The sequence below is a fragment of the Brevibacillus ruminantium genome, assembly GCF_023746555.1.
GTDB lineage: Bacteria > Bacillota > Bacilli > Brevibacillales > Brevibacillaceae > Brevibacillus > Brevibacillus ruminantium.
Window position 1 is genome coordinate 5,502,207 of the sequence record NZ_CP098755.1, and the last position, 12,975, is coordinate 5,515,181.

11 protein-coding genes and 1 riboswitch are annotated in these 12,975 nt (G+C 49.6%); all 11 genes read right to left on the bottom strand.

All coding sequences use genetic code 11. The features are described 5' to 3' along the window. Positions 1 to 9: 9 nt before the first annotated feature. The 11 genes from NDK47_RS26910 to NDK47_RS26960 all read right to left on the bottom strand — a co-directional run bounded on the left by NDK47_RS26910 (position 10) and on the right by NDK47_RS26960 (position 12,650). Positions 10 to 1,167: a CpaE/TadZ family protein gene (locus tag NDK47_RS26910; RefSeq protein ID WP_251872778.1), complete on the bottom strand. Its 1,158-nt coding sequence runs from the start codon at positions 1,165 to 1,167 to the stop codon at positions 10 to 12. Then, the gene (locus NDK47_RS26915; protein WP_251872779.1) at positions 1,164 to 1,931 is read right to left on the bottom strand and encodes an SAF domain-containing protein; all 768 of its coding nucleotides are present in this window, start codon (positions 1,929 to 1,931) and stop codon (positions 1,164 to 1,166) included. The genes NDK47_RS26910 and NDK47_RS26915 overlap by 4 nt, the downstream gene beginning before the upstream one ends. 69 nt (positions 1,932 to 2,000) lie before the next feature. Continuing rightward, a complete protein-coding gene (locus NDK47_RS26920; protein ID WP_251872780.1) occupies positions 2,001 to 2,450 on the bottom strand; it encodes a prepilin peptidase in 450 nt (149 codons plus the stop codon). Positions 2,451 to 2,578: 128 nt separating this feature from the next. Then, positions 2,579 to 3,361, bottom strand: coding sequence for a hypothetical protein (locus NDK47_RS26925; protein WP_251872781.1), 783 nt, complete (start codon positions 3,359 to 3,361; stop codon positions 2,579 to 2,581). Positions 3,362 to 3,811: 450 nt separating this feature from the next. Beyond that, positions 3,812 to 4,540, bottom strand: coding sequence for a hypothetical protein (locus NDK47_RS26930; RefSeq protein WP_251872782.1), 729 nt, complete (start codon positions 4,538 to 4,540; stop codon positions 3,812 to 3,814). Between the two features lie 6 nt (positions 4,541 to 4,546). After that, complete coding sequence (locus NDK47_RS26935; protein ID WP_251872783.1) at positions 4,547 to 5,017, bottom strand: hypothetical protein; 471 nt, start codon at positions 5,015 to 5,017, stop codon at positions 4,547 to 4,549. 14 nt (positions 5,018 to 5,031) lie between these two features. After that, entirely contained in the window at positions 5,032 to 8,712 is a 3,681-nt protein-coding gene (locus tag NDK47_RS26940; RefSeq protein ID WP_251872784.1) for an AAA family ATPase, read from the bottom strand. A 121-nt stretch (positions 8,713 to 8,833) separates the two neighbouring features. Further along, positions 8,834 to 9,883: an LLM class flavin-dependent oxidoreductase gene (locus NDK47_RS26945; RefSeq protein WP_251872785.1), complete on the bottom strand. Its 1,050-nt coding sequence runs from the start codon at positions 9,881 to 9,883 to the stop codon at positions 8,834 to 8,836. A 353-nt stretch (positions 9,884 to 10,236) separates the two neighbouring features. Then, the gene (locus tag NDK47_RS26950; protein ID WP_305883356.1) at positions 10,237 to 10,977 is read right to left on the bottom strand and encodes an amino acid ABC transporter ATP-binding protein; all 741 of its coding nucleotides are present in this window, start codon (positions 10,975 to 10,977) and stop codon (positions 10,237 to 10,239) included. A 20-nt stretch (positions 10,978 to 10,997) separates the two neighbouring features. Next, the gene (locus tag NDK47_RS26955; protein ID WP_251872786.1) at positions 10,998 to 11,738 is read right to left on the bottom strand and encodes an amino acid ABC transporter permease; all 741 of its coding nucleotides are present in this window, start codon (positions 11,736 to 11,738) and stop codon (positions 10,998 to 11,000) included. A 78-nt stretch (positions 11,739 to 11,816) separates the two neighbouring features. Next, positions 11,817 to 12,650, bottom strand: a complete 834-nt coding sequence (locus NDK47_RS26960; RefSeq protein WP_251872787.1) for a transporter substrate-binding domain-containing protein — start codon at positions 12,648 to 12,650, stop codon at positions 11,817 to 11,819. A 116-nt stretch (positions 12,651 to 12,766) separates the two neighbouring features. Beyond that, positions 12,767 to 12,951: riboswitch (Lysine riboswitch) on the bottom strand. Positions 12,952 to 12,975 lie beyond the last annotated feature (24 nt).

A 12,975-nucleotide genomic window follows, 5' to 3' on the forward strand; every position in this document is an offset into this window, starting at 1 on the left:
TCATCCCTCCTACGTTAATTTGCTCAGTACCCATTTGCGGATATCTTTGGCCACAGGGCCCAGCTTCTTTTCATTGGCCGTCTTTTGCAGCGGTACACCCTGGTTGACAGCCGCTTGAACCTCCCGTTGATCCATGCCAATCTGGGCGGCAATCGGGACGGGGATCAAGCCCTTTAAATCGGCGACCGAAAATTCATTGTGTTTGCTTACCATGTTTACCACGATTTCGAGACGTCCCTCGGTATCAATGCCAAGTTGTCTAAAGAGATTTCCTACAAGGCGGAAGCCCTGAACAGACGGGGTATCCAGAGTCATTACGTAATAAATCTGATCAGACTCCTCGAGTGCCGTATAGGTCAGCTCATCCATGTGGGTCGGCAGATCAATAATCACGTAGTCGTAGCTGCGCCGGCTGGCGCGAATCAGGCGGCTGATAAACTCTTCGGTCATCTGTTCCGCTGTTTCGGCATCGCGCGGACTCAGCATTACTTCCAGCTTGGAATGAAGCTCACGCTGCGTGACGTTGCGAATATGGTTTTCGTTCATCTCATGCAGGACGGGAACCAGATCAGCTAGGGTCCGGTTGGTGTCCAGCGATAAAAATGTCTCCACACCGCCGTATTGCAGATTCAGATCGATCAACAGCACACGGTTCGCTGATTCGAGCTTTAGCGCCTGTGCATAGCCGGACGACAGCTGCGTGCGGCCGCTCCCGCCTTTTCCGCTGTAAAAGGAGATCACCTTTCCTCTCCCGCGAGCAAATGGCTGCCCCGATAACGAGGCTTCCTGCTTTCGCTGCTGTTGATGCATCAGCTCTGCGATTTTCTCCATGCGGTCGTTTAATAAATTCAGTTCGTCCGGCAGAAGGATATACTCTACCGCACCCGCCCGGACAACATCCCGCAGCAGGACAAAATCCTGCTTTTCGGTTAAAAAGATGATGATCGCTTGCGGAAGCTCGTTTTGAATGTATTGGATCAACTCAATGCCCGAGCCGTCTTCCGGCTGCACCAGCAGTACTGCGTCAGGCCCGATGCGGTCAATTTCCAGTTTTACTTCACGCGATGTCGTGAATTGGACATCGTATTGTGCCAGTGTTTCACTCAGCAGATCCTTGACAGAATCGTAATCGACGACGACGAGTATTTTGGCCGTATCCATGCTCATGGCTGCGCAGCCTCCGTTTGCGGGATTGCTAAGGGCTGCTGCATGGGTTGCTGCACGGGCTGCTGCCCTGCCCTGATTCTGCCAGCAGGATCTGACAGAGACGCTCCCGGCTCTCTCGGCCTCGTTCGGAAGGGTTCTGGGATCACCAGGTTCCCTTTGCCTACATTGGCCTTTAAGATGCGCATGACGGATACATAATGCTGCTGGTGGATGAACGCGGGTACCTTGTCAAAAGGCAGTTCCAACGCTGCACCTTTAAATTCATTTTCCGACTTTGAAACCATCGCGACTGGTACGTCAACCATGAATACCTCTGTCACAGGCAGGTCATTTACCTCGTACGAAACGATAATATCGACACGATCCAAAGCCTCCAGCTGCTGGTCAAAAATGACTCGATCCGAAGCGTATACCGTAACGAGGCGATTGTTTTCTTCCCGGAGCTGGGCTGTAGGCTTGATCATGTTTTTCGTGATGATATCCCCTTCCGATAAAGGAACAACCGTGACCTGACCCTGCAAGGCTGCTTTGTCTGTTATGTATGAATTGTCCACGAACTTTTTCGGAATTTGCTTGGCCCTCACCTGTTCCGGAGAGATAGGAGCGCGCGACGCAATGTCGGTATTCGCTACATAAATATCTACCATCTGTCCAAGCTGTTCATTCATCTCATTGATCTTGTTCACAATGAGAAAACCGGCAGTCACTGCAAGTAAAAAAGATAAGGAAAGAAAGAGAATTGCTCTTCGTTTTGACTCCAGCATCAGAAGGATACCTCTCCTTGTTTGAATGTTCTGTCCACTGGCTGCTCAATCTGGTGAATGAGAGATGCCTTAGCCAAGGGACAGCAAAAGCAAAGCCGTCGTTCCCCCTGCAATGAAAGGGGCCATTGGCAGCGCCTGGGATCCTCCCGTCTTTCGAGAAAATTTGCTGGCAATCCAGATCGGTATGGCGACAAGACAAGCAAGGATATACGTAAAAACAAGTGCATAGATTCCTGCCTGCCATCCCACTGCTGCTCCCACCAGCGCGAGGAGCTTGATGTCCCCTCCGCCCAGTTGTCCTCGGCTGACAATGGCCATCAGCAAGCTGATTCCCCCCAAAAGGAGCATACCGAGCATATACGTGAACCATTGTCCGGGGTGTAAAATGGCATGAACAATTAAAAAATAGGCGATGCCCGGCAAAGTAAGCCAGTTATAGATCATGCGTCGGCGTATGTCCGTGATGGTGGCAATGACCATGATCAGGCACATCGGGATGACGATGAGTACCCATTCCAAAAAGTGACTCCCCTCCTTCCGGTAAGGCTTCTTTCCTATCTAAACGGATGGATTTGGTAAAATGTTGCTGAATTTGGGAATTTTTTTCGCAGGCCTGATGACTTTTCGCAGGCAGAAAGTCTTCCGCCCTACAAACTGCTCATTTTTGTCGGTGCAAAAATCGCCTGGACATAGGGAATATGAGACGGCAGTGTCTGATTCTCCAGATCGACGACGATATCACTGCCTGGCAGGTCGACTGTCACACCCTTCCGCACGACCCATACCTGCTTCCCCTCTGTCTTGGCCGCCAGTATTTGCTGCCACAATTCGGATAGCTCTCCTGTTTTATGTACCTTCAGCTTCCCGTCTTCCTGCGTATAGACCTGTTTAAATGTTGCCTTGGCAGGTGGTTTGTACATGCTCCGATGCTTTTTTACAACAGCAAAGGGGCCCACCTCAGCAACAAAGCTCCATGGCGTGCAACGGCTTTTGAAATACTGCGTATGAATGAGAATTTTTTCATACGTCAAATGCTGTTCTTGCTTTTCAAGCCACTCCGTCAACGTATGGATCAAATAAATCAGCTCTGCTTTGTTGCCTTTTGTTGCATCAAACGGGATCGGAATCAGTCTGAGGTCTGGCGTGAGGAGATTGCGAACGCGGTTCAGATTCTGAATGGACGTATAAGCGGGGTCATAGAAGTGTAAGATCATCTGTGTTTGCTTCGCAGCATCCTGAAAAAAGGCAAGCTCTTCGGAAAGGGAGTAGGGCTCTAGAGGCACTGCTGTTGAAAAAAAACCAGGCTTCGTTTTTTCGATGAACTCCCGAAGCGTATGCTCCTTTTTTAAGACAGTTGGCTTGATCTTGAGCCTGCCTTGTAAAAATGGGAGTTCTGTAATGCCGAATAGCTCCTCCAATACAATTCGCATACCTCATTAACTCCTATTCTGTTGACGTATATTTTTTCGTAGTACAAAGGGAATGATCTGTAAATCAACCATTTTTAACCACAAAGCTACCAATAATACGGGAATTCGTAAACAGCCAAGCTAAAAAACCGTTCCCAAGGCTTGGTTTCTTTTTTTCTCTATAGTCTGAATGTCTTATCCCTTCCTCCTTCGTCCTGAATACGAAAGGGAAACCAGGATAAAGGCCCCTCACCTCCGCCATTCCCTTGTTCCTAAACATAAACAAAATTCAAATTGCATGTAGATAACATGAGCGACGCGTGATGGATGCGCAACCTCTCCTGTACAAATCTTCCGGCAACCCGGGATGACATGAAGAAGGGAAAAGGCGCATCGCTGAACGCAAAAAAAACGCGGAACATACATCCGCGTTTGACGAGGGAATTACTCTACTTTGGTTATATTTCACACTCATGGCCCGGTAATCGTGTAAACGTTAGCGCTTCCTTCCGGCGCTACGTTGAAATAGGTATGGTTGGCGATCTCCCCGGGAAACTTGACGCCGTATGTGATTCCTCCTACACCATCTTTTACACCGACAATTTCCACAACACTGGGAACGGGAATATCGATGGCGGCTGGTTTGCGAAGAAGCCCCACATTTTCTGCAATGATGTTTCCATCCACCTTCACGGTGACAATATCCCCATCTTCAGCCGCAAAATCCCAAATCAGCATACGGCTTGTAGTCTTTCCTTCCTTCATTTTAACCGTGAAATTCCTGGGCTCCATGTCTACGTCCGAGTCAAAGTTGGCAAGTGTAGTCCCGGCTGCCATGCCAATCCCGGTCTGCGAGTCGACAAACTCGATCTTATCCCTATCAAAAAACAGACCGTACGATGTCAATACTAATGCGATAATTCCGATCCAAAATACGTGCTTATTCTTCCGTTTTACAGGCTGCTGCTCTGATTCTTCACTTCCCCCCGGTGGTTCGGGATTCGGCCCTTCTTCTTCTGACTCCTGTTGTTCACTATATAGTTCCGTCTCTTCTGACTCCTGTTGTTCACTATACAGTTCCGTCTCTTCTGACTCCTGTTGTTCCGTATACAGGTCTGCCTCTTCGGACTCTCGTCGTTCCGTAGGTTTGTATTTCTTATCTCTCTTGCCTAATTCTGAATGTCTCGGGTTATCTTGCAAGCGACACTACCTCCCAATGACCCTGTCCGTCTGATGAGGGCTTTGAACTAGCGGGTATTTCCAATAAAATAACGACATCAGCAATCGAACCCCAAGAATCGCAAGGATCGCCAACACGACAGCGACCCACTTGGAATAATATGCCTGGTCGGCCCAGCCGTTTAGGGCGAGGATACCTACATTTAGAGCCAAGGACGTATACAAGCACATCTGCAACAAGGGGAGCAGCATCGTCAACTTTCGGTACGGAAACCCATAAAATCTGCTTTTCATCGCAATATAGAGCCAGAAGGCCTGCAATCCCAGGATAAAAAATGGAAAATGATATGCCGGCACCCCGTTCGTGAGAATCTCACCAATATTTGGAAAGAGTAACAGCGGTTGAAGCAAAAGAGACAACATAAAGAAAAGCATGAGGGGATGATAGACGACGATGGCAAACAACCATTTCAAAATCGTGATCAAGACCGTTTTCATGGAGTTTTCTCCTTTTACCCTTCAAAATCTTCCGGCATCAGCATAGATAGCTCCTCGGTTGTCGCATTGGCCTTCTTGCTTATGCGCAGCGCATGGCTTCGAAACGCCTTTTCGATCATGTTCCGTACGAGTCGCCCATTCCCTGCCGTCGTATCTGATTCGTAGCTCCTGAATAAGGAAAGCAGTTTCTCCTCCGCCTCGGGCACTAAAATGTATCCCTGTTTCTCTACCAATACTTGCGCGATTTGCAGCATCTCCTCCGCCGAATAGTCAGGGAACGTGATGATGTTGGGAAATCTGGACCGAAGTCCCGCGTTCCGATCGAGGAAACGCTCCATGTCTTGATCGTAGCCGGCCAAAATCACGATGAGCCGATCGCGATAATCATCCATCGCCTTCACGAGCGTATCGATTGCTTCCTGACCGAACTGATCTCCCTCTGCCAGCGCATACGCCTCATCGACAAACAAGACACCGCCGAGGGCTCGTTCGATCACTTCCCGCGTTTTCAGCGCAGTCTGGCCAACATAGCCAGCGACCAGTCCAGAGCGATCCGTTTCGACTAGTGTATCGGCTTTGATCACGCCCAAATCTTTGAAATGGCGGGCCAAAATGCGGGCAATCGTTGTTTTTCCGGTTCCAGGGTTTCCTTTAAACACCATGTGGAGGGTCTGAGCGGTAGCCCTTGGCAGACCAAGCTCCTCCCGCCGCTTCGCCACTTCGATCTGGGCTGAAATGCTTCTGACAAAATCCTTGACTGCATCAAGACCAATAATGGTATCCAGTTCACCAAGTGCATTCACGCTGGGGCTGGCTCCTTCTCCTGTAGTCGATAAACCAAAATCCTCTGCGATCAGCTCATTCAGTTTATCCGTCTCAATCTCGGGATGATCAGCCAACCGCTCCGCCTGCATCCGAATTGCCTCTTCGATCGTATTGCGGACAAGCCGTCCATTTCCAACGTCCTTTTTGCCGGGAATTTGCTTTTTGTCAAAATACCCTCGCAGCTGTTCGGCTACTCCTTCCGCCATGGTAAATCCGCGCGCCTTTACCATAATGGTGGAAATCAGCTCCATTTCCTCGGCTGTGTAATCCGGAAATTCAATGTGCAGCGGAAAACGGGATGACATCCCCGGATTGACCTGGAGAAACTTTTCCATATCTTCCGTATAGCCAGCCAAGATCACGACCAGATTGTTTTTGTGCAGCTCGATCAAGCGAACGAGCATATCGATCGCTTCTTTGCCAAAGCCCCCTCCGCCATCCTGGGCAAGGGCATATGCCTCGTCGATGAACAAGACGCCGCCGAGGGCCGATTCTACGACCTGCTTGGTTTTCGCTGCCGTCTGTCCGCTGTATTCCGCCACCAAATCAGAGCGATCCACCTCAACCAGATGCCCTTTTTTCAAATACCCCATCGAGCGGAACATGCTCGCCAAAAGACGGGCCATCGTCGTTTTCCCTGTGCCAGGATTTCCGGAAAAGATCATGTTGATCATCTGCCCCGTATCTACCTGGATACCGGCTTCCTTTCTCCTGCGATCCACAATCATTTGTTTTTCCAGCGTTCTGACGAAGGCTTTGATCTTGTCCAGTCCAACGATGCCAGCAAGCTCTCCCTCCAGATTGAACGCAGCCCGCTCGCCAATCCCGAAATCTGCTCCCGTGAGCAGTTGCAGATCTGCATCTTCTTCGGAAGAGGATTCGACCAGTCGCGTGGCTTGCTTGCGGACAGCCTCCTCGAACAAATTGCGGACAAGCCGCCCGTTTCCACTGTCATTACGGCCAGGAATTTGTTTCTGATCAAATAGCTCCGTCAGCCCGTCGTAAATGTCCGGATCAATCCGGAAGCCCTTGGCATTTGCCATCCGGAGCATAATCTCCAGCATGTCAGCAGGCTTGTAATCGGGGAATTCCACGATGAAGGGAAATCTCGAGCGCAAACCGGGGTTTGTGCGCAGAAAGCCTTCCATCTCTTGTGTATATCCAGCCAAGACAACCACCAGATTGTCGCGATGATCTTCCATGGCTTTGACGATCGTGTCGATCGCTTCCAGACCAAATGTATCGTGATCACTGCGGGCAAGCGTATAGGCCTCGTCGATAAACAGTACGCCGCCCAATGCTTCGTTCACCTTTGCCATCGTTTTGGGTGCGGTTGAGCCCACGTACTGTCCGACAAGATCCTGTCTGGATACCTCGACAAGCTGTCCCTGCGGAAGCAGCTCCATTGCCTTGAGGATGCGGGCGATGAGACGGGCTACTGTCGTTTTGCCTGTCCCTGGATTTCCGGTGTACACCATATGCAGCGCCATCGCTACAGAACTTCCGCCATCTCTTGCCCGAATCTTGTTCACCTGGACCGTTTTGATCAGCTCTTTCACGAACATTTTCACGGATTCCAAGCCGGTCAGCTCATTCAGCTCGGCCAGGACATCATCAACGGACTCTTTGCGGGCGAAGGAAAGAGCCCTGATCGGCACCTCGATAGACCGTGTCTCCACACAAAAAGAATCGTTCTCGAACTTGATCTTTACCTTGTCGTTCCGGCGAATCTCGTTTCGCGCACGAAGATTTGATACAACTGCAATCAATTCCTTTTCAATCCAGTGATGGACAGCTTCTCCGAAAGTTTTATTGGTCGTGGCCATCCCAGCGAGCACTTCATACACCCTCGGGCTGACGACAAACGTCGTTTGCGTGTCAGTGGCAAGGTCTAAAAGTGCCTTGTCCAACAAATTTTTGGCGATTTGCTGCATCGTTTCCTTATCAACCGTGGAAGAGATTGCCGCTGCTTGAATGCCTTGCAGGATCGGGATGGGCACCTGACTCGCAAGCTCAGCAGGAATCTGTCCATACTCGCTGCCCCCTGTGACAGCATGATCGAGATAAAAGACTAGGAAGTAGCCCGATGCGCTGACCCGCACCCCTTCTTTGGTTCGAAAGCTGCCTTCTGTCACAAGCTGTGAGACTAAGCTGAGTATAGAGGAGTCTGCCTCCTTGATCCCGCGAAACATGACCGTGCCCTCCAGCTCTTGAAAAGCCGAGGCCATATCGAGAATAAAATTGCCCGAGATCTCATCCTCTTCGTAGCGGCTGAGATCAATATCCGCCACGATCGGCGAAGCTGTCAGTTTGTGAATAAACATCTCTGTTACCAGAGCGTCAAGCGCAGTCTTCTTTCCGGTGCCCGCAGCTCCTGCCAGCAAAATCACATTTCGCGGCTTATCCTTGCGTCCGTTGATGAATCCTTGCTTAAATGCCGCCATCAAATCGGTAATAAAAGGCTTTTGTCCAATGACATAGCGATTTACTTCATTCTCTGCATCCTGGAATATTTGATCCAGTTCTTTTGCTGACCAAGTGGCATCTTTGATCAAGTACTGAGGAGTATTCCCGGCATTCCGTTTTTTACGGGATTGTCTGCTGGAGGATGGAGTAGATAGCGTACTTTGTTTGATAGTCTCCGCAGTAACGGAGCCCTCAAACGTACTGTTATCCGCTTGATCGGAAGGTCCCGCTGCCTTTTGAGTCTGCGATGATTGAACCGATTTCACCGATTTTTGCGCCTTCGGTGGTTTGACGACGGGCTCCTTCTTCGCAAAAAACCCTTCTTGTCGAACCAAGCTAAATAATTGCGTTTCCGGGAAGAGAAACTTGATTGCTTTCATGATTGATTGTTTTTGGATCTCCATGCTTCCCCGCTACCCCTCCTGAAGCTACCAGATAGCTCTTTCATTTTATGTAATATTGTACCATATCCTCTGGCATGCAACTGCTTATTCTCCATGATAGCAAGGGACAAAATCACTATTTTTACTGCATGGCTTCCCACTTGGAGACTTCCTCCCGAACAAGCGGCGCTACCTTCGTCCCCAACAGCTCAATCGCTTTCATAACCTGATCATGCGGCATGGTTCCAACTGGCACGTGGAGCATGAAGCGAGTAATCCCGACGTGCTGGCGAAGGTGAATGATTTTCTTCGCGACGGTTTCCGGGTCGCCAACGTACAGCGCTCCTTCAAAGCTTCGGGCAGCGTCAAAGCTGTGTCGGTCGTAATGCCCCCATCCCCGCTCTCGCCCAATCACATTCATCACCTGCTGGGTTGAAGGGAAAAATTGATCCGCGGCCAACTGCGCGTCCTCCGCGATAAAGCCATGGGAATGCGATGCCACCGACAGCTTCGATACGTCATGGCCGGCCTGCGCTGCCGCTCTCTTATAAAGCTGTACAAGCGGCGCAAACTGCAGCGGCCTGCCTCCAATAATCGCCAAAACGAGCGGCAATCCAAGCAGACCTGCGCGAATTGCCGATTCCGGCGTACCGCCGCTGCCGATCCACACAGGCAAAGGATTCTGCACCGGGCGGGGGTACACCCCGAGATTGTGAATCGCCGGCCGATGCTTGCCGCTCCAGCTCACTTTCTCCGATATGCAAAGCTTCAACAACAGCTCCAGCTTCTCATCAAACAGCTCATCGTAGTCTTGCAGATCGTAGCCAAACAGGGGAAAAGACTCGATGAAAGACCCGCGGCCTGCCATAATCTCGGCCCGTCCGTTCGAAATGCCGTCCAGCGTCGCAAAATCCTGAAATACGCGTACGGGATCGGCGGATGAGAGCACCGTGACCGCACTTGTCAGCCGGATTCGTTTCGTCTGCGATGCAGCTGCGGCCAGTACCACAGCCGGAGAAGATGCCGCATAATCTTTGCGATGATGCTCGCCTACACCAAACACATCCAGCCCTACCTGGTCCGCCAGCACGATTTCCTCCACCACTTCACGCAAACGCTGTGCATGACTGATCACCTCGCCTGTTTTCACATCCGGCGTCGTTTCTACAAACGTACTGATTCCGATCTCCACTGATCATTCCTCCTGTTTGGCTCATTTACCTTCAACACTTCCTATTTGGGAAGGAGCATGCTATCCATATATCATCTCTCTATTTTGAGACTTTTCTCTGTACATTTCAATTTTCCCGGAGGGGATAACTGTATCAAACTGCACGGCAAGACTCGCGTTCGATCCATTCTCTTTTCAAACGCAAAACCCATACTTTTGTCCTCCCCAGGAACTCCGTCTCCCAAGCAAAGAAAAAAGACTACTCCCTTTTTCGTAAACGAAAGGAATTAGTCTTTCATCGATATGAGAATCCTGTACCAGGAAAACTACGTCTCCATCGCAGTTTCGGAAACAGCGAAACAGCTTCCATCCGCTCAGGAGCTTTTCAACGTACGTTTGAGGAATTCCCTTGTCCTCTCTTGTGTGGGATGATTGAAAATTTGCTCCGGGGGTCCTTCTTCCGCAATGACCCCTTTGTCCATGAATACCACGCGGTCCGATACTTCCTTGGCAAATTCCATCTCATGCGTGACGATGAGCATGGTCAATCCTGACTCGGCCAGCTCCTTCATCACTTTCAGAACCTCTCCCACCATCTCCGGGTCGAGCGCGGATGTCGGCTCGTCAAACAGCACCACATCCGGCTCCATGGAAAGCGCCCTGGCAATCGCCACACGTTGTTTTTGCCCGCCCGATAATTGATTGGGTTTGGCGTTGATATATTTGTCCATCCCCACGATTTTCAAAAACTTCATGGCTACTTTTTCCGCTTCTTCCCGGGAACGTTTCAAGACTTTTACCTGCCCGACCACACAATTGCTTAAAACGTCGTGATTATAAAACAGGTTAAATTGCTGGAAAACCATGCCGAGATGGCGGCGGTATGCGAAAATGTCATGCTTGTCGTCGAGAATATTTTCTCCCTTATAGATGATTTCCCCGCCGCTTGGCTTTTCCAACAGATTGATGCAACGAAGAAGAGTCGATTTACCCGAGCCCGAGGAACCAATGATCGTCACGACCTCTCCTTTTTTCACGGAAAAATCGATGTCCTTCAATACTTCATGAGCCCCATAGGATTTGTGTACATGCTTAATCTCAATGATCGTGTCCATACGCTCTCCTCCTTCTTCGATTATTTCTTCCCTTCTGTCTGCACGTGATTCGGCATCATCGTGTAATTGGCGGGACCCTCCAGCTTTCTTTCGAAATAGCGCAAGATCCTGGTGACGATCAGGGTCATGATAAAGTACATCACGCACGCAACAAAGAAGGATTCAAAATAGCGGAAGTTATTGCCGGCAATCGATTTGGTTGTGAAATAGAGCTCGGTAACCGAAATGACGTTGAGTACGGAGGTATCCTTGATATTGATGACAAATTGATTTCCCGTAGCAGGCAGAATATTGCGAATCACTTGTGGCAATACGACATTCAGCATCGTTTGCACGTGATTCATCCCAATCGCATGAGCAGCTTCAAATTGTCCTTTTTCAATGGAAATGATCCCGCCGCGAACAATTTCGGCCATGTACGCACCTGTATTGATGGAAACGATAAAGACGGCTGCCAAAATCCGGTCCATATCCACGCCAAATGCCAAAGCCGAACCGTAATAGATGACCATCGCCTGGACAATCATCGGCGTTCCCCGGAAAAATTCGATATACACGGAAAGCAGGGCGTTTACTACTTTGAGAATCGCTTTTTTTACTCCACGTTCCGGCACGGGTATCGTGCGGATCAGTCCGATCAGCAGTCCAATCAAAGCACCCAGCATTGTTCCGACTAAAGCAATGAGCAGGGTCATTCCCGCTCCGCGAAGGAACATGGGCCAGTTTTCGGAAATGATTTTTACAACCCAGTCAACGCTCATCATTTTCCTCCATTCGCTCTGCCTGTTTACAGTCATAAAACCGACTGCATACAAGATGCAGCCGGTTTTCCGATCCGATTAATTTGCTGCTGGTTGATTTTTGATAGCAGCATCCATGATGTTCGTACGTTCTTCCTCAGAAATCCCTTTCAAAATTTCATTGATTTTTTGTGTATATTCACTGTCTTTTTTCAGGCCAACCGCAATGGCGGTGTCATCTTCTGAGGTCGTGAAGCCATCCGTAAACTCGACCATGGCAAAGTTCGGGTTGGCAGAAGAAGCACTGACGGCTTCCGGACGCTCGGAGACGTATCCATCAATCATGCCGGACTCGAGCGCCACGCGCATTGCCGGGAAGTTGTCCATCGCCGGCTCCTGGACGACACCTTGAATCTGATTGATGACAGAGTAATGGAAGGTGTTCAGTTGAGCCGTTACTTTTGCGCCTTTGAAATCCTGGATCGACGTCGCGCCTTCGTATTTTCCGCCTTTTTTCACGACCATGACCAGGTTGGATTTATAGTAGTTGTCAGAGAAATCGATGGTTTGTTTCCGTTCTGCGGTTGGTGACATCCCGGCGATGATCGCATCAATTTTGCCGGAAGTGAGTGCAGGGACGAGTCCATCCCATTCCGTTTTCACGATCACCAATTTTTTGCCGAGACCTTCAGCCAGTTTCTTCGCGATTTCTACATCGTAACCGCCTGCATATTCGGCATTGCCGTCGATTTTCACAGCACCGTTGGCATCATTCATTTGCGTCCAGTTGAATGGAGCATATCCTGCTTCCATCCCCACCTTAAAGGTTCCTTCGTCTGTTGCAGCGGATTGTGTTGGGTTGCTTGTCCCACAGCCAGCGACCAACAGCATGGCAGATAGGAACAGAGCGATAAAGGGTGAATGTTTTTTCATATTACTTATCTCCTTTTGTTTTGTCGTTTTTGGGAGCTTTATGAAAGCAAAAAGCGACCTGAGATAAACTCAGGTCGCACTAATTACATAGTTGCCCAACATACCTCTCTTTTCCCATATGAGATAGCACAACTCAATAAATCAGGTCATTTATTGAGACAGTCCTGCAGCTCTTAACTGCAGACCCAGCAAGTAATACCGAGAAATATTACAAGCTTCGGCGACATTTCCTTCTCCTTAGCATCACTGCCTTCTCAAACTCCGTCTAAGGACTGTTAAATATCGCACCTCTACCTCACTGTTTCAAGTGAGGTCTTATTCAATT

Bases quoted from the DNA above. Each gene is read 5' to 3' on its own strand.
- NDK47_RS26940 (WP_251872784.1), bottom strand. From the start codon at position 8,712: ATGGAGATCCAAAAACAATCAATCATGAAAGCAATCAAGTTTCTCTTC.
- NDK47_RS26935 (WP_251872783.1), bottom strand. From the start codon at position 5,017: ATGAAAACGGTCTTGATCACGATTTTGAAATGGTTGTTTGCCATCGTC.
- NDK47_RS26910 (WP_251872778.1), bottom strand. From the start codon at position 1,167: ATGAGCATGGATACGGCCAAAATACTCGTCGTCGTCGATTACGATTCT.
- NDK47_RS26925 (WP_251872781.1), bottom strand. From the start codon at position 3,361: ATGCGAATTGTATTGGAGGAGCTATTCGGCATTACAGAACTCCCATTT.
- NDK47_RS26950 (WP_305883356.1), bottom strand. From the start codon at position 10,977: ATGGACACGATCATTGAGATTAAGCATGTACACAAATCCTATGGGGCT.
- NDK47_RS26915 (WP_251872779.1), bottom strand. From the start codon at position 1,931: ATGCTGGAGTCAAAACGAAGAGCAATTCTCTTTCTTTCCTTATCTTTT.
- NDK47_RS26960 (WP_251872787.1), bottom strand. From the start codon at position 12,650: ATGAAAAAACATTCACCCTTTATCGCTCTGTTCCTATCTGCCATGCTG.
- NDK47_RS26955 (WP_251872786.1), bottom strand. From the start codon at position 11,738: ATGAGCGTTGACTGGGTTGTAAAAATCATTTCCGAAAACTGGCCCATG.